This is a genomic window from Pseudomonas sp. AB6, assembly GCF_034314105.1.
In the GTDB taxonomy this organism is placed as follows: domain Bacteria; phylum Pseudomonadota; class Gammaproteobacteria; order Pseudomonadales; family Pseudomonadaceae; genus Aquipseudomonas.
On record NZ_JAVIWJ010000001.1, the window covers coordinates 3890001 to 3913899 of the forward strand.

23 protein-coding genes (1 of these 23 running past the window's edge) are annotated in these 23899 nt (G+C 55.3%); 18 read left to right on the forward strand and 5 right to left on the reverse strand.

Annotation, left to right across the window (positions count from 1 at the left end):
* Both RGW60_RS18325 and RGW60_RS18330 read right to left on the reverse strand, forming a co-directional pair.
* Positions 1 to 63, reverse strand: the start of a protein-coding gene (locus RGW60_RS18325) for a CaiB/BaiF CoA transferase family protein (protein ID WP_407074073.1). 1158 nt of this gene lie to the left of the window's left edge; the window shows 63 of its 1221 coding nt (coding positions 1-63); its start codon is at positions 61 to 63; its stop codon lies off the left edge, out of view.
* A gap of 46 nt (positions 64 to 109) precedes the next feature.
* The gene (locus tag RGW60_RS18330; protein ID WP_322205901.1) at positions 110 to 1291 is read right to left on the reverse strand and encodes an acyl-CoA dehydrogenase; all 1182 of its coding nucleotides are present in this window, start codon (positions 1289 to 1291) and stop codon (positions 110 to 112) included.
* A gap of 157 nt (positions 1292 to 1448) precedes the next feature.
* On the opposite strand from RGW60_RS18330, the gene RGW60_RS18335 reads away from it, so the two are divergent.
* The 18 genes from RGW60_RS18335 (at position 1449) to RGW60_RS18420 (ending at position 20151) form a co-directional block, all read left to right on the forward strand.
* On the forward strand, positions 1449 to 2369 hold the full coding sequence (locus RGW60_RS18335) for a LysR family transcriptional regulator (protein ID WP_322205902.1): 921 nt from the start codon (positions 1449 to 1451) through the stop codon (positions 2367 to 2369).
* 419 nt (positions 2370 to 2788) lie between these two features.
* Positions 2789 to 3910 (forward strand): Re/Si-specific NAD(P)(+) transhydrogenase subunit alpha, encoded by a 1122-nt coding sequence (locus RGW60_RS18340; RefSeq protein ID WP_322205903.1) that lies wholly within the window; start codon positions 2789 to 2791, stop codon positions 3908 to 3910.
* Positions 3911 to 3921: 11 nt separating this feature from the next.
* Positions 3922 to 4257 (forward strand): NAD(P) transhydrogenase subunit alpha, encoded by a 336-nt coding sequence (locus RGW60_RS18345; protein WP_322205904.1) that lies wholly within the window; start codon positions 3922 to 3924, stop codon positions 4255 to 4257.
* A complete protein-coding gene (locus RGW60_RS18350; protein WP_322205905.1) occupies positions 4257 to 5708 on the forward strand; it encodes an NAD(P)(+) transhydrogenase (Re/Si-specific) subunit beta in 1452 nt (483 codons plus the stop codon). The genes RGW60_RS18345 and RGW60_RS18350 overlap by 1 nt, the downstream gene beginning before the upstream one ends.
* A gap of 191 nt (positions 5709 to 5899) precedes the next feature.
* Positions 5900 to 7393 (forward strand): acetyl-CoA hydrolase/transferase family protein, encoded by a 1494-nt coding sequence (locus RGW60_RS18355; protein WP_322205906.1) that lies wholly within the window; start codon positions 5900 to 5902, stop codon positions 7391 to 7393.
* A 316-nt stretch (positions 7394 to 7709) separates the two neighbouring features.
* Positions 7710 to 7925, forward strand: a complete 216-nt coding sequence (locus RGW60_RS18360; RefSeq protein WP_322205907.1) for a DUF1127 domain-containing protein — start codon at positions 7710 to 7712, stop codon at positions 7923 to 7925.
* A 337-nt stretch (positions 7926 to 8262) separates the two neighbouring features.
* Positions 8263 to 8583, forward strand: a complete 321-nt coding sequence (locus RGW60_RS18365; protein ID WP_322205908.1) for a DUF2388 domain-containing protein — start codon at positions 8263 to 8265, stop codon at positions 8581 to 8583.
* Positions 8584 to 8673: 90 nt separating this feature from the next.
* On the forward strand, positions 8674 to 8979 hold the full coding sequence (locus RGW60_RS18370) for a DUF2388 domain-containing protein (RefSeq protein WP_322205909.1): 306 nt from the start codon (positions 8674 to 8676) through the stop codon (positions 8977 to 8979).
* Between the two features lie 34 nt (positions 8980 to 9013).
* Positions 9014 to 9334, forward strand: a complete 321-nt coding sequence (locus tag RGW60_RS18375; protein WP_322205910.1) for a DUF2388 domain-containing protein — start codon at positions 9014 to 9016, stop codon at positions 9332 to 9334.
* A 17-nt stretch (positions 9335 to 9351) separates the two neighbouring features.
* Positions 9352 to 11292: a DUF4105 domain-containing protein gene (locus tag RGW60_RS18380; protein ID WP_322205911.1), complete on the forward strand. Its 1941-nt coding sequence runs from the start codon at positions 9352 to 9354 to the stop codon at positions 11290 to 11292.
* 299 nt (positions 11293 to 11591) lie between these two features.
* The gene (locus RGW60_RS18385) at positions 11592 to 12899 is read left to right on the forward strand and encodes a CitMHS family transporter (protein WP_322205912.1); all 1308 of its coding nucleotides are present in this window, start codon (positions 11592 to 11594) and stop codon (positions 12897 to 12899) included.
* 51 nt (positions 12900 to 12950) lie between these two features.
* Positions 12951 to 13715 (forward strand): TerC family protein, encoded by a 765-nt coding sequence (locus RGW60_RS18390; protein WP_322205913.1) that lies wholly within the window; start codon positions 12951 to 12953, stop codon positions 13713 to 13715.
* 274 nt (positions 13716 to 13989) lie between these two features.
* A complete protein-coding gene (locus RGW60_RS18395; protein ID WP_322205915.1) occupies positions 13990 to 15375 on the forward strand; it encodes a M16 family metallopeptidase in 1386 nt (461 codons plus the stop codon).
* Positions 15376 to 15475: 100 nt separating this feature from the next.
* Positions 15476 to 16600, forward strand: a complete 1125-nt coding sequence (locus RGW60_RS18400) for a DUF5924 family protein (protein ID WP_322205916.1) — start codon at positions 15476 to 15478, stop codon at positions 16598 to 16600.
* Positions 16601 to 16611: 11 nt separating this feature from the next.
* On the forward strand, positions 16612 to 17757 hold the full coding sequence (locus tag RGW60_RS18405) for an ABC transporter permease (RefSeq protein WP_322205917.1): 1146 nt from the start codon (positions 16612 to 16614) through the stop codon (positions 17755 to 17757).
* Between the two features lie 17 nt (positions 17758 to 17774).
* Positions 17775 to 18569, forward strand: a complete 795-nt coding sequence (locus RGW60_RS18410; protein WP_322206967.1) for an ABC transporter ATP-binding protein — start codon at positions 17775 to 17777, stop codon at positions 18567 to 18569.
* Between the two features lie 2 nt (positions 18570 to 18571).
* On the forward strand, positions 18572 to 19510 hold the full coding sequence (locus RGW60_RS18415) for an MlaD family protein (RefSeq protein ID WP_322205918.1): 939 nt from the start codon (positions 18572 to 18574) through the stop codon (positions 19508 to 19510).
* Positions 19507 to 20151: an ABC-type transport auxiliary lipoprotein family protein gene (locus tag RGW60_RS18420; protein ID WP_322205919.1), complete on the forward strand. Its 645-nt coding sequence runs from the start codon at positions 19507 to 19509 to the stop codon at positions 20149 to 20151. Before RGW60_RS18415 ends, RGW60_RS18420 begins: the two co-directional genes overlap by 4 nt.
* Here RGW60_RS18420 and RGW60_RS18425 read toward each other — a convergent pair.
* From RGW60_RS18425 to RGW60_RS18435, 3 genes are all read right to left on the reverse strand, one after another.
* Positions 20124 to 21362 (reverse strand): nucleoside recognition domain-containing protein, encoded by a 1239-nt coding sequence (locus RGW60_RS18425; protein WP_322205920.1) that lies wholly within the window; start codon positions 21360 to 21362, stop codon positions 20124 to 20126. The two genes, RGW60_RS18420 and RGW60_RS18425, sit on opposite strands and share 28 nt — an antisense overlap.
* 141 nt (positions 21363 to 21503) lie before the next feature.
* On the reverse strand, positions 21504 to 22835 hold the full coding sequence (gltP, locus tag RGW60_RS18430; RefSeq protein ID WP_322205921.1) for a glutamate/aspartate:proton symporter GltP: 1332 nt from the start codon (positions 22833 to 22835) through the stop codon (positions 21504 to 21506).
* A gap of 579 nt (positions 22836 to 23414) precedes the next feature.
* Positions 23415 to 23897 (reverse strand): inhibitor of vertebrate lysozyme family protein, encoded by a 483-nt coding sequence (locus tag RGW60_RS18435; RefSeq protein WP_407074072.1) that lies wholly within the window; start codon positions 23895 to 23897, stop codon positions 23415 to 23417.
* Between the last annotated feature and the right edge of the window lie 2 nt (positions 23898 to 23899).

Here is a 23899-nt window from a genome sequence, read left to right on the forward strand (position 1 = left end):
AGCCCAAGGCCCCGCAAGCACCCGCGATAAGTCGAGAACCCGTAGATGTGAAAGCGCGCCCATCGGCAAACTCCTTTTCCTCATGAATAGACAGCTAAACGGCAGCTACTTAATAGAAGGCTTGAATGCCTGTCTGCGCACGACCCAAAATCAGCGCATGTACGTCGTGTGTACCTTCATAAGTATTCACAACTTCAAGGTTGACCAGATGCCTCGCGACACCGAACTCGTCGGATATGCCGTTACCGCCCAACATGTCCCGGGCCATACGGGCGATGTCCAAGGATTTGCCGCATGAGTTGCGCTTCATCATCGAGGTAATTTCAACTGCTGCAGTGCCTTCGTCCTTCATTCGCCCTAACCGCAGGCAGCCTTGCAAGGCCATGGTGATCTCGGTCTGCATGTCAGCCAGCTTCTTTTGGATCAACTGGGTGGCAGCGAGCGGACGACCGAATTGCTGACGGTCCAGCGTATATTGACGCGCGGTGTGCCAGCAAAATTCAGCAGCACCCAACGCCCCCCAGGAAATCCCGTAACGAGCGGAGTTCAGGCAGGTGAACGGCCCTTTCAGACCACGAACGTCCGGGAAGATGTTTTCCTCAGGCACAAACACGTTGTCCATCACGATCTCGCCGGTAACGGATGCGCGCAGGCCGATCTTGCCGTGAATAGCCGGCGCGCTCAGGCCGGCCCAACCTTTCTCCAGGACGAAACCACGAATATCGCCCGCATCGTCCTTGCCCCAGACCACAAATACATCGGCGATCGGACTATTGGTGATCCACATTTTGCTGCCCGACAAACGATAACCGCCGTCGACCTTTTTGGCCCGAGTGATCATCGCACCCGGATCGGAGCCATGATTGGGCTCTGTAAGACCGAAACAACCAATCCACTCCCCGGAAGCCAGCTTGGGCAGGTATTTCTGTTTTTGCGCTTCAGTGCCGAACTCGTTAATCGGCACCATCACCAGAGAGGACTGCACGCTCATCATCGACCGATAGCCAGAATCAACGCGCTCGACTTCACGTGCGATCAGCCCGTAGCACACATAGTTCATACCGCTGCCACCGTACTCCTCGGGGATGGTGGCGCCTAACAAACCCACTTCACCCATTTCCCGAAAAATAGCGGTGTCGGTGCGCTCATGACGAAAGGCTTCAAGGACGCGCGGAGCCAACTTGTCACGGGAAAACTGCTCGGCACTGTCGCGCACCATGCGCTCTTCTTCGGTGAGCTGCTGATCCAGCAACAGTGGGTCGATCCAGTTGAAGCTTGCCTTGCCAGCCATGAGCGAGTCCTCGCGATCAGGTAATAACGTTGTGGGCTGATGCTAGGCCCCGTTAGCGAATAGGGCAAACGAGGTTTTTGCATACTATTGTGCTAATTTCTCACTCCGAAATCGTTGTAAACCACTAACATCCAATAAATTGGTGAGATAAACGTACATGCGCAGAAAGATACCCAGCACGACGGCCCTCATCAGTTTCGAAGCCGCCGCGCGGCATGAAAGCTTTACCGAGGCGGCGCGAGAGCTTTCAATCACCCAAAGCGCCATTTGCAGGCAAATCGCCAGCCTTGAAGAGTTTCTGAACGTTGAATTATTCCGACGCTCCCGGCGAGGGGTGAAGCTGACCGAAGTGGGTCTTTCTTATAGCCGCCGCGTGACGACTCAACTGGATGCAGTGGAACGCGACACTTTGTCAGCGATGGGTCAGCAGGGCGCCAATACTATTGAGCTGGCGGTGGTCCCCACATTCGGCACCCAATGGCTTCTGCCCCGCCTAAAAGATTTCCAACAGAAACACCCCGACGTGACGGTCAATCTTACCAACCGTACCCGCCCGTTCCTGTTTGCGGACACCGACTTCGACGCGGCGATCTACTTTGGCGATGCAGACTGGTCCGGCACTGAATCACATCGGCTGATGGGCGAGAATCCGATGCCTGTGTGCAGCCCAGCGCTACTGGGCAATCGCCAGAGCTTGAGCGCCAATGAGATTGCCGAACTTCCGCTGCTGCAACAAACCACAAGGCCCTATGCCTGGCGACAATGGTTCAGCGCTCTGAGCGAGAGCATTCCATGGGACATGACAGGCCCGCGTTACGAGCTATTCTCCATGCTTGCACAGGCGGCAATGCATGAGATGGGGATTGCACTGATTCCACCATTCCTTATTCAGCGCGAATTGGCGGACAAGCGCCTGATCATTGCAAACAGCTCCGCTCTATCGAGTGTTAAGGCTTATTACCTGATGATTCCGGAGCGAAAAGTAGAGTCGGCTTCATTAAGGGCCTTTCGTGATTGGTTGGTGGAGCAGGCTCATGGCTACACCCTGCTGGCCACAATGCCCGCAGCCAATACCTGACTGCGTAGTCAAGCAATTAAATTACCTACAGATATAACAATTTGTCGCTTTAAGCCCAACTGTACCGATAACCAAAAAATACTTCTAAACCGCTTAAACCGGGGCCTGCAGCCTCAACACGAAAAGGTCGCACGCATTCATCAACCTGATTACGCAAAAGGTCGTATTTACAAATAGATCGCTACAGGCCTTACAAACATAGGGTTACGTCCATTTGGTGCGACTTACGGTCACAGGGTGACTTGTAGTTAATTTTTCGTCACCCTTCATAAGTGGTTGAAGGGATCTAACTTCGCCTGCAAAATGCCGCGCCCCGCCCTGTTTTGGTGGGATCGTGCTGATCAGCCGAACCAGCCGCACCATCCGTAGTGCACTGGCCTATTCGAATATAAGAACAAGATCATGCAGGAGATTTGAACGTGCACATTGGTGTTCCTCTCGAAACCCATACGGGCGAAACGCGGGTTGCCGCAACCCCCGAAACCATCAGGAAGCTGATTGCCCAAGGCCATCAGGTCACGGTACAAAGTGGCGCCGGCATTCATGCCTGCGTTATTGACAGTGCCTATCAGTCCTGCGGCGCCATCCTTGGCACTGCCAAGGATGCGTTTGGTGCTGAGTTGGTCCTCAAGGTCGCCGCCCCTAACGACCACGAGCTGACGCTGATCAACCCCGGCACGATCGTGATCGGGATGCTCAACCCGTTTAATAACGAGACGATTTCAAAGATGGCCGAATGCGGTGTTACTGCATTCGCCCTTGAAGCTGCGCCGCGCACCTCCCGCGCTCAAAGCCTCGATGTCCTGTCTTCCCAGGCCAACATCGCGGGCTATAAAGCCGTTCTGCTGGCAGCCCATCACTATCCGCGGTTTATGCCGATGCTGATGACGGCCGCCGGGACCGTGAAAGCTGCACGCGTGCTGATCCTGGGTGCTGGCGTTGCCGGTTTGCAGGCCATCGCGACGGCTAGACGCATGGGCGCAGTGATTGAAGCGTCGGACGTGCGTCCCGCAGTTAAAGAACAAATCGAATCCCTCGGCGCCAAGTTCGTCGACGTGCCGTATGAAACGGACGAAGAACGTGAAGCCGCCGTCGGCGTCGGCGGTTATGCCCGTCCGATGCCTGCGAGCTGGATGCAGCGCCAGGCAGTTGCGGTACATGAGCGTGCCAAGCAGGCAGATATCGTGATCACCACCGCATTGATCCCTGGCCGTAAAGCGCCAGTGTTGCTCAGTGCCGAGACCGTTGCGCAAATGAAGCCCGGCTCGGTGGTCATCGACCTGGCGGCAGCGCAAGGCGGAAATTGCCCGCTGACCGTTGCTGACCAAGTAGTGATCGAGCACGGCGTGACCATCATTGGTTACACCAACTTGCCCGCAATGGTTGCTGCCGATGCCTCCGCTCTGTACGCGCGCAATCTGCTGGACTTCATGAAGCTGCTATTCACTGTAGAAGGGCAGTTGCAGATCAACCTCGAAGACGACATCGTCGCCGCGTGCCTGATGTGCCGCGACGGCCAAGTCATCCGCAAGAACGCCTAAAGGACAAGACGATGGAAGAGTTTATCTCCCCCGGTATCTACAACCTGATCATCTTCGTGCTGGCTATTTATGTCGGCTTCCATGTGGTCTGGAACGTTACACCCGCGCTGCATACACCGCTGATGGCGGTGACCAATGCGATTTCGGCGATTGTTATCGTCGGCGCCATGCTTGCGGCGGCACTGACCGTTACCCCGTTGGGCAAAACCATGGGCACGTTGGCGGTCGCACTGGCGGCGGTCAACGTGTTCGGCGGCTTCCTTGTCACTCGGCGAATGCTGGAGATGTTCAAGAAAAAAGCACCCAAAGCTAAAGGCCTGCCCTTAGAAACAGGGGCGCAGAAGTAATGAGCATGAATCTGGTAACACTCCTGTACCTGATCGCCTCGATCTGCTTCATTCAGGCGCTCAAAGGCTTGTCGCACCCGACCACCTCGCGACGCGGTAATCTGTACGGCATGCTGGGCATGACGCTGGCGGTGATCACCACCATCGGCCTCGTGTACAAACTTGGCGAGATGTCTCTGGCACAGGGTGGCGCTTCGGCAGGTATTGGTTACATTGTGATTGGCTTGCTGGTCGGCGGTACCGCCGGTTCAATCATGGCCAAACGCGTTGAAATGACCAAAATGCCAGAGCTGGTTGCGTTCATGCACAGCATGATCGGCCTGGCTGCCGTGTTCATCGCCATCGCCGCCGTTGTTGAGCCGCAGTCGCTGGGAATCGTTCATCACCTTGGTGACAGCATCCCAGCGGGCAACCGTCTGGAACTGTTTCTCGGTGCAGCGATTGGTGCAATCACCTTCTCCGGCTCTGTTATTGCCTTCGGCAAGCTATCTGGCAAGTACAAATTCCGCCTGTTCCAAGGCGCGCCCGTGCAGTTTGCCGGTCAGCACAAACTCAACCTTTTGCTGGGCTTGGCGACGATAGCCTTTGGCGTGATCTTTATCGCCACCGGCAACCTTGGTGCATTCGCCCTGATGCTCGCTTTAGCGTTCGTCATCGGCGTGCTGCTGATCATCCCAATCGGCGGTGCAGATATGCCAGTCGTGGTATCGATGCTTAACAGCTACTCCGGCTGGGCAGCGGCGGGGATTGGTTTCTCGCTAAACAACTCGATGCTGATCATTGCCGGCTCACTGGTAGGTTCAAGCGGCGCCATCCTCTCGTACATAATGTGCAAGGCGATGAATCGTTCGTTTTTCAACGTCATCGGCGGCGGTTTTGGCGGCGCAACGAATGTCACCGGCCCGACTGGAGATAAAGAAGCACGCCCGGTTAAATCGGGCTCAGCTGACGACGCCACCTTCCTGCTGATGAACGCCGACACCGTGATTATCGTTCCGGGCTACGGCCTGGCTGTCGCTCGCGCACAACATGCGCTCAAAGAGCTGACAGAGAAGTTGACCCATCGCGGCGTCACCGTGAAGTACGCGATTCACCCGGTCGCCGGACGGATGCCGGGGCACATGAACGTACTACTGGCCGAGGCCGAAGTGCCTTACGACCAAGTGTTCGAGATGGATGATATCAACTCCGAGTTTGGCCAAGTTGATGTGGTGTTGGTATTGGGTGCCAATGATGTGGTCAACCCAGCAGCCAAGAACGATCCGAAATCACCGATTGCCGGCATGCCGATTCTCGAAGCGTTCAAGGCCAAGACCATCATCGTCAACAAGCGCTCAATGGCGAGCGGCTACGCTGGCCTGGACAATGAATTGTTCTATCTGGACAAAACCATGATGGTGTTTGGTGACGCTAAAAAGGTCATCGAAGACATGGTCAAAGCCGTCGACTAATAACACCGCACGCCTCTTTGCTTCACTCTGACCCCAGCGCGAACATCGGCTGGGGTTTTTTACAGATTATGTAACAGTGTTTTACACCGAAACCTCAGCTTAGAGCCCTTGGATGCGACCTTGGTAGCGGGACGGGAAAAATTCAACTCACTAGACTGGGGCCTTGCTTCCGATATCAGAGATGACTATCCATGTACCGTGATCGTATTCGCATGCCTTCTTTATTTAGCAAGGTCATGAGCGCGTCAGACGCCGCAGCCTTGATTCAAGACGGCATGACCGTCGGCATGAGCGGCTTCACGCGCGCAGGCGAAGCCAAGGCCGTTCCACATGCTTTGGCCGAGCGCGCTAAGACGTCACCTCTGAAGATTAGCTTGATGACCGGCGCCAGCCTTGGCAACGACCTCGACAAGCAGCTCACCGAAGCAGGCGTATTGTCCCGTCGCATGCCTTTTCAAGTCGACAGTACGTTGCGCAAAGCGATTAACGACGGCACTGTGATGTTCATCGACCAGCACCTCTCGGACACCGTCGAGCAGTTGCGTAATCGTCAGATAAAAGCTGTAGACCTGGCCGTGATCGAGTGCGTTGCCATTACCGAAGAGGGCCATTTGATACTCAGCACTTCCGTCGGGAACTCGGCTAGCTTCGCGATTCTAGCCAAACAGGTGATTGTCGAAATCAATCTGGCGCAGCCGCTGGAGCTGGAGGGCCTGCATGACATTTATATACCTAGCTACCGACCTACCCGCTTGCCGATCCCAATATTGCGAGCAGATAGCCGCATTGGCAGTACAGCCGTGCAGATCGACCCGACTAAAATTGTCGGCATCGTCATCAGCAATCAACCAGATTCACACTCGACGATTCTGCCTCCCGATACCGACACCCAGGCCATCGCCAGCCATCTGGTTGAGTTTTTCAAACACGAAGTGAAAGAAAATCGCCTGACCAATAGCTTGATGCCGCTCCAGGCGGGCATTGGCACCATTGCCAACGCGGTGATGCACGGTTTATTGGATTCCCCGTTTCATGACATGACCATGTACTCCGAAGTACTTCAGGACTCCACCTTCGACCTGTTCGACGCCGGAATACTGAGCTTTGCTTCTGGCAGCTCCATGACGTTGTCAGCGGCGAAACACACCGAGGTTTTTAGCGACTTGAACCGTTACAAGCCGCAATTGGTGCTGCGACCGCAGGAGATCTCCAATCACCCCGAGGTGATTCGTCGCCTGGGTATCATTGGCGTCAATACTGCGCTGGAGTTTGATTTGTACGGTAACGTCAATTCGACTCATGTATGCGGCACCCGAATGATGAACGGGATCGGTGGCTCCGGGGACTTTGCACGCAACGCGCACTTGGCGATCTTCGTCACCAAGTCCATCGCCAAGGGCGGCGCAATCTCCAGCGTCGTGCCAATGGTCAGCCACGTCGACCACACCGAGCATGACGTAGATATTTTGGTCACCGAAATTGGCTTGGCAGACCTAAGAGGTTTGGCGCCTCGCGAGCGTGCGAGGGTGATTATCGACAACTGCGTGCATCCCGCTTATCGCGGAGCGCTAAACGACTACTTTACGGCAGCGTGCAAACTCGGTGGCCACACCCCGCACGTATTGCGCGAAGCGCTCAGTTGGCACATGAACCTGGAAGAAACCGGGAAGATGCTCGCCGACTGATCCAATAGTGGCTGACTGCACGTTATTTCCACGCGGTCAGCCCACTGAAAAAGCTTCTGGATTTAAAAACTGTACTGCTGTACTGGTCTTTAAACCGCTCTAATCCTTCAAACTCTGCTGTGCAAATGGATAAATGCACCGTTAAAGGGCACACCGGTACAGTTGCTCTGTTTTCGAACAAAACAGTGCCTACAAACAGTTAACTGAACCAGTACAATTAAAGCGAACTGTGTCTATTGGGACTGGCCAAGAGAGAGGAAAATCAGTACCAGTTAAACCACTACCTAATCCCGCCACAAGCGGAAGGATGTTCATCATGGAACGTACAATCAGTTCCGACCTGTTCTTCGAAACCACTGCTTCATCCGAAAAGGCCGTATGGCCTCTTCGCGCTTTCGCCAACCTGATGCTTTGGCAACGTCGTATTTCCAGCCGTCACCAACTGGCTCGTCTGGATTCACGTTTGCTGGCTGACGCCGGGATTAGCGAATCGCAACGCTACGAAGAGTTGAGCAAGCCGTTCTGGCGCTAACTTAGCGCTCGCTGGTCCCAGACCCAACAGGTCTCCTGCCAGCCACCCGAATTGCTCCATACAAAACCCGTCGCAGGTAACTGCCGACGGGTTTTGTCATTTAAGAGTTTCCCATTCTTGCACGCAAGTCAGAAAATCCCGTCACAGGTACAGTTCATATAATTCACTTCGTAACCTATACAGTTAGTTTTGGCTTTATTTTTTAACTGCATGCCTACGTGAAACCTTCCTCCTGTCGACAAAACAACCCTCTTAACGTCACATGATGGTGCGGATCGCAGCGCTGTTATAGGCTTGCCGCTGCCAAAATCTTATCCCTATGTCTTTGGAGTTCATCATGTCCCGCCTACGCCTGCTTAGCGCCGTAGCTTTTTTAGCAGTTATCGCCGCCAGCGCAAACGCCTCTAGTTTTGTTGTCACCACTGATGAACTAGTTCGCGCGTTCGATGCTTCCAGCAACGCTACCTCGAAACTGTCTTCTTCGTTAAAGGATGACAAAATAGTGCTCGCGGCCCGCGATGACGCGGCCAGCTTTGTAGCCAGCCAAGGTGAAATCCGTGGCGTGCAGCTCGAAGGCGCGCTGGACCACATTCGTCATCAAGCCCCTGAGTTGAGGGCAACAGATGTCCAACTGGCGCAGGCGATCCTGGCGATTTAGTCAACGGAGCAGCCCGCCTCAATGTCGGGCTAGCTCTGCTACGGGCATTGCGCTAGCCTTGCCAGCTCGAATCATTGGTTATATCGACCTATGCGCTTTCTGCCTATCCTCTTTATTACTCTGGCCTGGACTGCTCAGTCCCAGGCGTTTGATACGACCACTCAATCACTGGTCGCCAGCGGATTTGTTTCCAGCAAGGTGACCTCTGCACCGTTTGATCGAAAAATTGTACTTGCCGCCCAGGATGATGCTGCAGCCTTTATAGCCAGTGATGGCCAAATACGAGGAGCACAACTGGAGGAGGCCCTGCTTGGGCTACGTGAGCAGCTACGTCTAACCCAGCCAAAACTTTGTGCTAGCGACGCTGAACTGGCGCAAGCAATCCTCGTCCAATAATCATGTTTTATCTTCTGCATTTTGGAGACGCTCCATGCGCACCCCGCTGATTGCCGCCACCCTAGGTCTGTTGTTGCTGACCGGCGTGGCCCAGGCACAAACCGTCAAGGCCACCAGTAATATCGTCGTCCGCGCCTTCGGCCGTAGCATTGACTTCACTTCCGACAGCACCACCTCCACACGCGACTCCAAAGTCGTGATTCAAGCCAAAGATGACGCCGCCAGCTACGTGGCCAGCAAAGGCGATATTCGTGGCGCTCAGCTCGAAGCAGCCTTCGATACCCTTCGCGCGCATCTGCCCGAAGCCCGAAACGCTAATGACGAAACGCTGGCTGAAGCCATTCTCGCCTTGTGAGATGCCTTGCCGTCTGGATGTTGACCTGCGCGTTACTGTTGGTCGGTAACAGCGCAGTCGCCGGGTTAAGCCTCAAACTGGACACCGACGACCTAAGCCAGGCGCAGCAACACGCCAGCCAAATACTGCTTGATGAGGCGATGCAAGACCTTCCGCCCAGGTTTATCGCGCACTTGGACCGACGCGTAGACGTTAGCTGGTCCAATGACCTACCCAGCAACGCCTATGGCGAAGCGACCGGCCCACATCATCTCGACCTGAACCGCAATCTGTTGGCGAGCCTGACTGACGGCTCGGCAGCCACGCAAAAAACCAATCGCCCTCACGGCACTGTCCGCCGCGAAATGCTCGCCACGGTCCTGCACGAACTCACTCATATTTATGATCGCGCGGCACTGTGGCCTGAAGCCGAGCGCAAATTGATCCTCAATTGCCGGCGTCAAGCCAGCAGCACCGGCAATATCGGGCTGCCAGACCAATGCCGGGGCGAAACGAAACGGCGCTTCACTCTCAGCGACGACCCACGGTTGCTCGACCTTGCCGGTTGGCCAGAACACGTAGGTCGCCGTGGTGAGCGCGAAGAGAACAACCGCCAAGTAGCACGTAGCCCGGACATCTACGAAATCAGCAATCCGCGTGAGTTCGTTGCTGTGAACATGGAGTATTTCCTCCTCGATCCCGATTACGCATGCCGTCGTCCTGGGCTCTACGCGTATTACGAAGACCAGTTCGGCTGGGCTCCGTCGGCCAGAAACGATTGCCCAACGTCCTATCCATTCATCAACGCCGGCAGTGATTTTGCTGTGCAGCCCTTGGGCAAGATTGATCCAGAACGTGTTTATGCGGTCGACTACCTATTAGCTGAAGCCAACCAGAACTGGGTCAGCCGCTGGGGCCATAGCATGCTTCGGCTGGTGATCTGCAAACCTGGGCGGCCACGCGGGCCGGATTGTCGCCTGGACCTTGATCAGCACCTGGTGTTGTCGTATCGCGCATTTGTCGGCGACGTACAGCTGTCGAGTTGGGACGGCCTGACGGGCGTTTATCCGTCGAGGCTATTCGTTTTGCCGCTGTCGCAAGTCATCGATGAATACACCAAAACCGAGCTGCGCAGCCTCGCCTCAGTGCCTATGAACCTGTCGCGTTCAGAGATCAACGATTTGGTGCAGCACGCGGCCGAAATGCACTGGAGTTACGACGGCAATTACTATTTCATCTCGAACAATTGCGCCGTCGAGACCTTGAAACTATTACGTAGCGGCACTGATGACCCCCGCCTCAAAGGCTTGGACAGCATCATTCCTAACGGCCTGCTGGAAGTCCTTGACGCCCGTGGTCTGGCCGACACCAGCGTGTTGAAAGACCCCCGTGAGGCGCTGCGTCTGGGCTACCGTTTTGACTCGTATCGAGATCGGTACCAGGCGATGTTCGATATTTTGAAGAAAAAGCTCCCGATCCAGCAGAAAACGGTCGAAGAATGGCTGACGCTGCCCGCCAAGGAGCGTAACGCTTGGTTCGCCAATGCGGATCTACGCTCTAGCGCCGCCATGCTGTTGTTGGAACAGGCCAGCTTGCGCAAGCAGTTGTTGTTGGCTCAGGAAGAGGTCAAAAACCGCTACCTTAGTGCTCAGGAACAGAAAGATGGCAGCGTATCCAAAGCCACCGGCACGCTACGTGAGATTCTTGCCAGCAGTGGCTTCCTCAGTCGCCCGGCAGAATTACTCGGTAGCGCAGGTTATGGCTTGCCCCAGGCGAACGAATGGCACCGGCTTGAAGACGAAAGCAGCCAGCGCCAAAAACAATTGCTGCGCTTAACCGGTGACCTGGATAAAGAAGTTCGTGCACTGCTCGAACCCGACCGCGCCGCAGAAATCGCTGCCAACGAAGCAAACCTGAAGCAGATCGGCCAACACTTGCGCGCTCTGCACAAAGCGGCCGGCGGGCTGGAGTTGCCGTAAAAAGATATCTAACTCCCTGTACCTGTATGAGCGCTCGGCCTGTTCTACAGCTCATGCCTACTCAACATCTTTACCCATCGAAAGCTGGCTGAAAGCTTGCCCCTTTAGGATCGCCTCCGCTGCCGGTGTTAGACCGGTTGCGACATAACAACAATAAACTCAACAACAATGGTGATCCTGATGCCCTCGCATTCCTGCTCCAGCCTATTCCCGCTCGAAATCCAAGTGCTGACCTCATTGCGTTGATCTGACCTGCTCAATCCGCATTTCTCACGTCGCGCTGCACCTGGAGTATTTCTATGCTGACCTTCCTCGGCTTTGCCATGGTCGTTACGTTCATGTATCTGATCATGAGCAAACGCCTGTCCGCCCTGATCGCCCTGATTCTGGTTCCAATCACCTTTGCTTTAATCGGAGGTTTCGCCGCTGGTATCGGCCCGATGATGCTCGAAGGCATCACCAAGCTCGCACCGACGGGCGTGATGTTGATGTTCGCTATTTTGTACTTCGCGATGATGATTGACTCTGGCCTTTTCGATCCGGCTGTGCGCCTGATCCTCAAAATGGTCAAAGGCGATCCGGTCAAAGTTTCCGTCGGTACAGCCGTTCTAGCGTTGGTCGTGTCGCTCGACGGTGACGGTGCAACCACATACATGATCTGCGTGGCCGCCATGCTTCCACTTTACAGTCGCTTGGGCATGAGCCCCCGAATAATGGCAGGGGTAATCATTCTGGCCGGCGGTGTAATGAACATGACGCCTTGGGGTGGTCCGACCGCACGCGCAGCCAGCGCCCTGCATGTCGATCCATCGGCTATCTTCGTGCCGATGATCCCGGCGATGTTAGCTGGCGTAGTTGCGATCCTATTGATCGCTTATGCCTACGGCAGACGCGAGCGTGCTCGCTTGGGTGAGCTGCACCTGCCGGGAGATGAAGCCGATCACAGTGAAATCAGCGTTTCACAGTTTCCCGACGCGCGTCGGCCGAAACTGATCTGGTTCAACGGCGGGCTTACATTGGTGCTGATGGCTGCCTTGATCGCTGGCCTGCTACCGTTGCCGGTGCTGTTCATGGTGGCGTTCAGTATTGCGATGATCGTCAATTATCCTTGCTTGCAAGCGCAAAAAGACCGGATCGCCGCCCACGCCGGCAGCGTTCTGGCTGTCGTAGGACTGATTTTTGCTGCAGGTATCTTCACGGGCATTCTGTCGGGCACCGGGATGGTCAAGGCTATGTCCGAAAGCCTTTTAGCGGTCATTCCCGATGCGCTCGGGCCGTACCTCGCGGTTATCACCGCGCTGGTTAGCATGCCGTTTACCTTCTTCATGTCCAACGATGCGTTCTACTACGGCGTACTGCCTATTCTCGCCGAAGCTGCCAGCCATTACGGCATCACCCCTCTAGAAATGGCCCGCGCATCGATTGTCGGTCAACCCGTGCATTTACTAAGCCCGCTGGTACCGTCGACCTATCTATTAGTGGCATTGGCGGGGATTGAATTCGGCGATCATCAGCGGTTCACCCTGAAATGGGCAGTGCTGGTTTGCCTATGCATGTTGTTAGCCGCGTTGCTGATGGGAATATTTCCGCTCTACCGCAGTCTATGAAATGACGATTCACTCCCGGTAAACCGGGGATTAACCGCTTAAGGAATACCTATGGAATGGCTGACCAACCCCGAGCTTTGGGTTGCCTTTTTCACCCTCACTGCCTTGGAGATCGTTCTCGGCATCGACAACATCATCATGATCGCGATCCTTGTCGGCCGTATGCCCAAGCCCATGCAACCACGGACGAGAATCTTCGGACTCGCGCTGGCCATGGTTACCCGAATCTTGCTGTTGCTGTCGATTACCTGGGTCATGCGCCTGACCTCAGACTTGTTTGTGATTGTCGGCCAGGGTATTTCCGGACGTGATCTGATTCTGTTTTTCGGCGGTTTATTCCTGCTGTGGAAAAGCTCTCAGGAGATTTATCACGGCATGGAGGGGGAAGAAGAATCCATTGATGAGCCAAAGGGTAAAGGCGGCAAGTTCCTATACACCATCATCCAGATCGCGATCATCGACATTGTGTTTTCACTCGACTCAGTGATTACCGCCGTTGGGATGGTGTCGCATGTGCCGGTCATGATTGCAGCCATCGTCGCGGCAGTACTTGTGATGATGGCCTGCGCGGGGGTGATCAGCGACTTCATCGACAAGCACCCGTCGTTGAAGATGCTGGCGCTGTCGTTCTTGATGGTGGTCGGCGTTGTCTTAATCTCAGAAGCGTTCGATGTGCATGTACCCAAAGGTTATGTGTATTTCGCCATGGCGTTCTCGTTAGCCGTTGAAACCATCAACATAAAAATGCGTAGCTCGATGGAAAAAAAGAAAACACCGAACGAGCCGGTCAGAGCGCGCAGAGATACTCTCGGCTGATAAACACTCTCTGGCGTCATGACCGGCGAATGGCGAGCAGCTCCGTTTCTTCAGCGCCGATCCACAAAGTGGTACAGAGCCTGAAAACCAGTTCAGTGCATTTTGAATTGATTGCAGACACGAAGGAGTTCAGTCCCTGGTATTGCAACAGTGCCCATGCGGTACTTCGGACACAGCCGTCTTATTCAGCGACGCCGACACCGAACAGCTAATGTGAACGACTTAAGAGCAGAAAAGTCTGTTACACATATCGGCCCGCAAGGAATTTCGTTTTATGCGCTGCCTGCTGTTTGTCTGTTTTTTGTTAAGTTCGACTACCTTAATGGCCCTGGACCGCTTTCAAGTCGAAGGCTACGAGTTGCACAACGGCCTTCAAATACTACTCAAACCGGGTGATGGCAAAGGTCATGTCGCCATTCGCCTGGTGGTCGGCGTCGGCTTCGATGACTTTGCCTGCGACGAAAAAGAGCTACCACATTTACTTGAACATCTTCTGTTCAGCGGCACGGATGACCGCGGAGAAGGGGGCCTTGAGGAACGCATACAATCGCTGGGCGGTGAATGGAATGCGTTTACCAGCAACGCCGACACCACGTTCGTTATGGAAGCACCCGCCCGAAATCAGCGACAAGCGCTTGATCTGCTGCTGGACATTCTGACCCAAAGCCGCATCAATCAAAACACGCTGGCTGCCGCCAAAGGGATCGTCGAACATGAAGGCGGCGGCCACTATTCACGCCTGCAACGCTGGCTCGACCATAAGGACATTGGTCATAGTGCCAGCAAGCAGTTAGCGGTTGAGCTCGGCCTCAAATGCGCCGAGCGGACTGACATTGAATCGCTCTCCCTGGAGCAGGTCGAAAAGGTCCGCATCAACTGGTACGCCGCGAACAACATGACACTGATCGTCGTCGGCGATCTTGACCGTTTTTTGCCTGGGTACCTTGAGCGTACTTACGGCCAGCTCAGCGCGATTGAACCTGGCGACCATCCGCCTCTTGCTGCGATCAGCCACATGGCAAAGGCCGAACGCACGCTGACCAAAGGCTGGCTGGGTGAGGGCGCCCAAGTGCATTGGTATTTCCCTGAGCCCGTACTTGCGCAACAGCATGATGAAACCTATGAATTGCTTCAGAAGTACCTAGACTGGTCGCTATACCGCACATTGCGGTTGAAGGACGGCTTATCTTACGGACCTTGGAGCGAGCGCGAAGTCTTTGGCGACACTGGCTTCACTAGCTTGAACGCTGACTTGAGTCGCAATGATATTCAACAGGCGACGCAAGTCATGCGCGACTTGACCGCGAGCCTGCAAAAAGACGGACTCGACCCCGGAACCTTCGCCCGCATGCAACAGGCGGCTGTGGACAAACAGTCGTGGGCGGTTCAGGGCAACAGCGCATTGGCCGATTACTACTGGGGATCACTCAGCGACTACGACGACGGTCACTTTGCCGACCCGGCTCGAGAGATAAAGGCCGTCAGCCTCGACACCGCCAACCAGGCCTTAAGAGGATTGCTGGCACAGAAGGGCTATCTGCGAGTTGAAAAGCCGCTGCTCAACTACGATGAGTTGTATGAATTGACTGCCGGGGGCCTTGCGCTGTTAATGCTGGCACTGGCAGTGGTTTACCGCAAACGTAAGCGGAGAATCGGCTAGTCCATTTACAAAGTGCCATCATTTCGTATCTGCCTGACCATTAACCGAGCAGCATTGCTATTCTGTTGGGGTTTTTTCCTACAACACAGTGAAGTGTCGAATGCTCGACTGGAATCGCTACGTAAATCACGTGCTCGAACTGATGAAGCGCTATCCAGGGGTGATTGCGTTTTTCGGTTTTGTATCAGGTATTAGCAGCTTTATTTTGGTTGATCGCCAGGAAAGTCTGGCGACGTGGATCGCCACGATCATGTTGATTAGCTGGGCGTGGCTGATGCTCGAGAACAGCGTGATGAAGCTATTCACGCAAATTTTCAAACGCGAGATTCCAGAGTCATTGCTGCGCTATGGCACGCAGATGATTCATCAAGAAAGTCTATTTTTTGTTTTGCCGTTTTTCTTTATCACCACTACGTGGAACAGTGGACAGTTAGTGTTTACTAGCCTGCTGGGGGCAGCAGCGTTAATCTCGATCATCGATCCGTTGTACTACCACTGGCTGGCTTCCAAACGCTGGTTGTACTTGGCTTTTCACACTCTTACGTTATTCGCGGCACTGCTCACAGCGCTGCCGGTGATTTTGCACCTGACTACCGCCGAGAGTTACAAGCTGTCGCTGGGTATTGCCATGCTGTTGTCGTTTCCTAGCCTGGCCTCAAGCTTTCCGATTAATCATTGGCGACGTATCCCTTTGCTGCTGGCAGTTACACTGATCATTGGCGGCGGGGGCTGGTGGCTGCGTTCGTGGGTACCGCCAGCGACGCTTTGGCTGACCGAAGTAGCGGTCAGCACTGACTTCGACAATCAGAACCGCACCCCTGGCGACAGCGTGGAGGAGGTCAGCGCCAGCCAAGTGCGCAAAGGCGGTCTGTACGCGTACACCGCGATCAATGCACCACGCGGGCTGGACGAACGCATTTACCACGTCTGGCAGCACGACGGTCAAGAAGTGGATCGCATAGCACTAGACATTCACGGCGGGCGCAAAGAAGGTTATCGCGCCTGGACGCACAAGGAGCACTTTCCCGAGGACTCAGCCGGTCTCTGGCAGGTGCGGGTGGAAACTGAAGACGGCCAATTGATCGGCGTCTTACGATTTTTAATCACTGCCACCGATCAGGCCACAGTGACTGAGCCGGTCGACGATCCCATGGGCGTAAAACCGCCAGCAGATGATGATCCAGGCCCGGACTCAGAGTCTTCCACCCCAAGGCAACCCAACTAAGCTCGGAGATTATGAACTTACCTTCTGTGGCCGGTAGCGCCTCAATGAACATCGCCAGCAACCCAGCGAGCTTGCGGATTGCTGGCGATTGGACGCTTGCGCACTATCGCGACCTAAAGCGTCAGATGGGTAATGTGACAGGCCGGTACGACGCCAATACTCCAGTGGACCTCTCTAACATCGGCGACCTTGATACCGCAGGCGCTTCGTTGTTGGTGGAAATGATCGGCTGCGACCGATTAGGGCAACTGGCGGTCAGTGCACCAGGCCTCTCCACCGCCAGCCGCGCCTTATTGCAAACTATTCAAACCGCATTGCACGACTACTGTGAACCGATCAAGGAACCAGAAGCAGCCGTCGGCATGCAGTTGCTGCTGCGAATCGGTAGGGCGGTGGACACGATCTGGATCGACACCCTGCAGTTGCTTGGTTTCATTGGACTGATTCTTCAAACCCTGCTGTTTAACGCTATTCGCCCTAGGCGCTGGCGGTTTACTTCGGTCATTTCCCATGTCGAACAAACCGGCCTGGATGCGGCGCCTATCGTTGCCCTTCTGACGTTTTTGGTCGGCGCCGTGGTGGCATTTCTCGGCGCAACGGTACTGAAAAGCTTCGGCGCGAGTATTTTCACCGTGGACTTGGTCGCGTTCTCCTTCCTACGCGAGTTTGGCGTGTTGCTGACAGCCATCCTGATGGCAGGGCGTACGGCCAGCGCCTTCACTGCACAAATTGGTTCGATGAAAGCCAACGAAGAAATCGACGCCATCCGTACCCTTGGCCTGAGCCCCGTGGAATTGTTAGTCGTACCGCGAATCCTTGCCCTGCTGATCTCGCTGCCGATTCTGACTTTTGTCGCAATGATTTCTGGAATCATCGGCGGCGGCGTGGTCTGCGCGGTGGCCCTGGATATTTCACCGGCATTGTTTCTCTCGCTGCTGCAAAGCGACATCGGCGTTCAGCACTTTCTGGTGGGTATGATTAAAGCGCCGATTTTCGCTTTTTTGATCGCCGCTATTGGCTGCCTCGAAGGTTTCAAGGTCAGTGGTAGCGCCGAGTCTGTCGGCGCTCACACCACGTCCGCCGTGGTGCAATCGATCTTTGTGGTCATCGTGCTGGATGCACTGGCCGCGCTGTTTTATATGGAGATGGGTTGGTGACCGCCATTACATCGTCGATAGCGACCGCACAGCAGCAAGCGGTGATTGAGGTACATGACCTGTGCAATCGGTTCGGCAGCCAAAGCGTGCATGAGAACCTTGATCTGGAGTTGTTCCGCGGGGAAATCCTGGCGGTGGTGGGCGGTTCTGGCAGCGGGAAGTCCGTATTGATGCGCAGCATCGTCGGGCTTCGTCGGCCAGACGCGGGAACAATCCGCGTCTTGGGTCAAGACCTCCAGCACTTGTCGGAGAAAGACCGTTCGTTGGTTGAACGGCGATTCGGCGTGTTATTCCAGAAGGGCGCGCTGTTTTCCTCGCTGACGGTAACCGAGAACGTCGCGCTGCCGTTAATTGAGCACGCCAAACTGACCCGAGAAGAGGCCGAGCACTTGGCCGGGATGAAACTTGCCCTCGCCGGCTTGCCGTTGTCAGCGGCTCATAAATACCCGGCGTCTTTGTCCGGCGGCATGATCAAACGTGCCGCACTGGCTAGGGCATTGGCGTTGGACCCGGATATTCTGTTTCTCGACGAACCCACCGCCGGCCTTGATCCCATCGGTGCGGCCGCTTTTGATCAACTGATTCTGACCCTGCGCGACGCGCTGGGTCTGAGCGTGTTTCTGGTCACCCACGACTTGGACACGCTTTACACAATTACCGACCGAGTCGCGGTGTTGGCGCACAAGCGCGTATTGGTCGTCGATCAGATCGATAAGGTCGCGGCGACTCCGGATGCCTGGATTCACGAATATTTCCACGGCCCACGCGGCCGGGCGGCGTTCTCGGCCGCCACGCACCCCAAGGAGGTCTGAGGATGGAAACCCGTGCCCATCACGTATTGATAGGCCTGTTCACCGTAATCGTGGTCGCTGCGGCCCTGCTATTCGGTCTGTGGCTGGCCAAATCCAGTGTCGACACCGCATTTAAGGACTACGAGATTATTTTCAATGAGGCCGTCAGCGGATTGTCGCGAGGCAGCGCCGTGCAATACAGCGGGATCAAGGTTGGCGATGTCGTGCAATTGCGCCTCGACCCGGAAGACCCGCGGCGGGTGCTCGCGCAAATCCGGATTGCAGGTGAAACACCTATCAAAGAAGACACGATGGCCAAACTGGCTCTGACCGGGATCACCGGCACCTCGATCATTCAACTTAGCGGAGGCACCCCGCAAAGTCCGTCGTTGATAGGCGTCTTCGGCAAACTGCCTGTGATCATTGCGTCGCCTTCACCTATTTCCCGCTTGCTGAACGACACCGGCGACTTGATGACCGGAATCAATCAGTTGCTGCACAACGCCAATCAAATGTTCTCCAACGATAACGTCCAAAGCCTGACATTGACCCTGCAACACATGGAGCAGGCCACCCGCGTGGTCGCCGACGAGCGTGAAGATATTCGCCAGTCGCTCAAGCAACTCACGCTGATCAGCAAACAGGCAAGTGCCACCTTGGAGCAAACGACGCTACTGATGCGCGGCGCCAACGAAATGCTCAACAGTGACGGCAAGCAACTCTTCGCCAGTGCCGAGCAGGCCATGAAGTCCATCGAGCAAAGCAGCGCCACCATCAACAGCCTGCTCAAAAACAACCACGACGCGCTGAACGGCGGCATGCAGGGGCTTGGCGAACTGGGCCCGGCGGTGCGAGAGCTGCGCGACACGTTGACTTCATTCCGCTCGATTTCCCGCCGCTTGGAAGCCAACCCCAGCGGCTACCTTCTGGGCACCGAAAAAAACAAGGAGTTTGAGCCATGAGGCTTGCCCGTCATTCGCTGAGCCTGATGGCCATTGTCGGCGCTTTGCTGCTGTCGGCTGGCTGCTCGATCTTGCCGCAAGCTGAACCCACTGATGTCTATCGCCTGAGCACGGCGCAACCCGCTGCACACAGGGCTCTAGGTGCTCCGGTCCCATGGTCGCTGCGGATAGTTCGGCCCAGGGCCAGCGAAATGCTCGACAGCCCACGGATCGCCGTCGTGCCGCAGGGTAATTTGATCAGCAACTACAAGGGCGCTCGCTGGAGCGATCCAGCACCGGTGGCGTTGCGTAATCGACTGCTCGATGCCTTCTACCGCGGCGGCCGCGTGCAATCGTTGAGCACTGACGACAGCAACCTCCAAGCAGACTTTGAACTGAGCGGGGAGTTACAGGCTTTCCAAAGTGAGTACCACGGCGACGCCATCGAAGTCGTTATTCGTCTCGACGCACGCCTGGCCGGGGACAATCAGCGCATCGTCGCCAGCCACCGGTTTGAAGTTCACCAAGCGGTTAGCGACAAGCAAGTACCTTCAATCGTGAGCGGATTCGGCAAGGCCAGCGACACCTTGGCGGCGCAACTGCTGCAATGGACCATCGAGCAGGGACAGACGCATTACGCCATGCTGCCGAAAAACCAGTAGCAGACCAAAATGGCCGCGACTACACCCGCCAGTTCTGCCAACAGCGCGCACCCGACGGCGTGTCGGGCGCGCTGAATGCCAACCGATCCGAAGTACACCGCCAGCACGTAAAACGTAGTTTCGGTACTGCCCTGAATAGTCGCCGCCACCAACGCCGGAAAGCTGTCGACGCCTTGGTTCTTCATGGTTTCGATCAACAGGGCGCGGGCGGCGCTGCCGGAGAACGGTTTGACCATGGCGGTAGGCAGGGCATCCACAAAGCGTGTGTCCAGTCCTGCCCATTGCACCAGATGACGAATGCCATCCAAGCCAAAATCCAGCGCGCCGGAAGCCCTTAACACGCCGACCGCACAAAGCATCGCAACCAGATACGGCAGCAGATTCTTGGCAACATCGAAGCCTTCTTTCGCACCTTCGACAAACGCTTCGTAGACCTTCACTTTCCTGAACGCGGCGACCAGCAAAAAGGTCATGATCAAACCGAACAGCGTCAGGTTGCCAAGGATCGACGACAAACTGGCCAACGCGGCGGCGGAAAGTCCAGCGAGGAGCATCATGAAGGCCCCCAGCGCTAACGCCCCGGGAATCAAGTACGCCAGTACTACCGGATCCCACAGACGCAAACGCTGCATGAACGCTACTGATAGCAATCCGACCAGGCTGGAGGCGCTGGTCGCCAGCAAGATCGGCAGAAAAACCAGCGTTGGGTCGACAGCACCTTGTTGCGCGCGGTACATGAAGATCGTCACCGGCATCAGGGTCAGCGATGACGCATTGAGTACTAAAAACAGAATCTGAGCATTACTGGCGGTGGTGGGGCTAGGGTTCAACGCTTGTAGCGAGCGCATGGCCTTGAGGCCGATAGGCGTTGCCGCGTTATCCAGTCCTAGGGCATTTGCGGCAAAGTTAAGAGTGATCAGACCTAGCGCAGGGTGACCCGCTGGCACACCAGGCATCAGGCGCAGGAACAAAGGGCCAAGGGCCTTAGCAAGCCAATCGACGATCCCAGCCTTTTCGGCAATCCGCAAAAACCCGAGCCACAAGGTAAGAGTGCCGAACAGCAAAAGCATTACATCCACCGACAGCTTGGCCATAGCGAAAATACTTTCAACCATCGCGGCAAAAATTCCCGCGTTCCCGCCGATCAACCATTGCGCCAGCGCCGACACCGCCGCCGCCACAAAAAAGCCAAGCCATAGGCCGTTAAGCATCAGGAAGTCCCTCAGAAGATGCGCCGATGATAACGGTGGGGAGGTTCGACGACAAACAGGCAGGAGGCAATGCCAAGCACAATAAACACGGAATTACCAAACCCCGGAAATCCGGGGTTTTGTTTTGCAGCCAGTCAGCCTTCAATCAGCGACTGGCTGAGACTCTGGCAGTGGCGCTTTGCTGCGCCAGTGTGGGAGGGAGTTCCAGTAGGCTTGGCCCTTGGCATCGTCGTACATGCCTTCCCAGCGGGCGATAACCAACACAGCCAACGCATTGCCGATCACGTTCAGCGCGGTACGGGCCATGTCCATGATGCGGTCGACACCGGCGATAAACGCCAGGCCTTCCAACGGAATGCCGACACTGCCCAAGGTTGCCAAGAGCACCACGAACGACACGCCCGGTACACCCGCGATCCCTTTGGAGGTGACCATCAATGTCAGCACCAACATGATCTGCTGCCCGATTGACAAATCAATGCCGTACAGCTGAGCAATAAAGATCGCTGCAATGCTTTGGTACAGCGTCGAACCATCGAGATTGAACGAGTAGCCGGTGGGCACTACAAAGCTACAAATGGCCTTCGGTGCCCCGTAGGCTTCCATCTTCTCGATGACCCGTGGCAGAACAGTTTCGGAACTGGCGGTTGAGTAGGCCAACACCAGTTCGTCTTTGAAGATCCGCATCAACCTAATGACCGAGAAGCCGAACAGGCGCGCGATAGCGCCCAGCACGACAAAGGCAAAAAACGCGATGGCGAAGTAAACCAGAATCACCAGTTTGGCCAACGGCAACAGTGAGGCGAATCCGAAGTTAGCAACCGTCACCGCAATCAAAGCGAAGACGCCGATGGGCGCGTAACCCATGATCATGTGCGTGACTTTGAACATGCTTTCCGACACGCCCTGGAACATCGTCACCAGCGGCTCGCGCAGCTCCGGCTTCAGGCTGGAAAGCCCAAGGCCAAACAACACCGAGAAGAAGATGATCGGCAGCATGTCACCCCGAGCAATGGCGGCAAAGATGTTTGACGGAATCAGGTTAAGGATCGTCTGGATGAACGCATGCTCATGTTGAACCTCCGCGGCTGTCTCTTGGTACTTGGAGATGTCGACGGTCCCCAAGGTACTCAAATCGATCCCTGTGCCCGGATGGAACACGTTCGCCAACACCAGCCCGACCAAGATAGCGATGGTCGTGACCGCCTCGAAATACAAGATGGTTTTAAGACCAATACGTCCCAGCTTCTTCGCATCGCCCACGCCGGCAATCCCGACGATCAACGAAGACACCACTATCGGTATCACGATCATCTTGATCAACCGGATAAAGATGTCGCCTGCGGGTTGCAGCACATTGCCAATCCACCAGGCTTTTTCCGCACTGAAGTGATTAAGTACGGCGCCGATTGCAATCCCCAACACCAAACCAATGAGAATCTGCCAGGCGAGGCTTAGCTTTGCCTTCTTCATGTTAATACCCTTATATCCCGTAGAAGGTCGCTGCGAGCGAGCATCCCGGCTCTGTTGCACGCGAAAAAAGGCGCAACTATTCCCACGCAGAGACAAGACGTCTAATGCCGTAAACGCCTACCTCATGCCGAATCGGCATGATCTACTGAATTTCTCTGACAGAAGCCGCCTACGGAGGTACATGAAAAAAACCGAATTTGCCTAGCGAGCGGGCGAACAGGTGGGTATAGCGCAGGGGGGAAGGGGAGAAAAGCTAAACGCTTAGAAAATCAAAGGATCATTCGTAATGCAGGCATCGACGAATGAAAAGGCGGAGTTATCGATAAATGGTCACGCGGATAATGATTCGCAAGCCCAGCGAATCCATTTTTGAATCAATATCGCGGGCTTGCGCTACGTCTTAACCCTGACCCGACCCTAAACGGAAATACTCCCTGTATCCCTAGGTCGCTCCGATCCAACTGCAATCAAAACAACCCGGCCCCATGGTCATGCGCTCATCTTCATCAGGCGGCGCAGCCACCAAGAAGTCGTGCGAATTCAAGCGCCGACTTCACATCAGTGCGAGCATGCCAATGCTCAATACCACTTAGGATCTTTCTTCAGCTGTTCCATTAACAGTGCCTGCATACCCTTGTCAGGTTTCCCAAGGAAGCGATAATCGGCGTGACGCGTGGGCGACTTGTCAGCGGGCAAACCCGCCGGAACTTGCACCCACATCGCATACGCGTTTTTTTTATCGAAACTCACCGCAATGATAAGACGACTACTCAAACAACTGTCCGCCGACTCACACAGTGGGCCGACCAAATACTTATCACCTTTCTCAGTAACAGCGGACATGGGATCGGACGTACCGGAAAGGTTAAGCACCCAATCGGGGAGTCGTTCCTCCTTTTTAACAATACCCATCCATGTCTGCCGATACTCAGGGGACGAACTCAATAGATCGCTGACTCGAGTTTGACCATCATTAGACGCCGTTGCTAAAGCGCTGCCGCTTAGACAAGCGGCAGTCAGCAGCATCTGCAAGTAACACGTCTGCAAAAGCCTATTCAGCATCT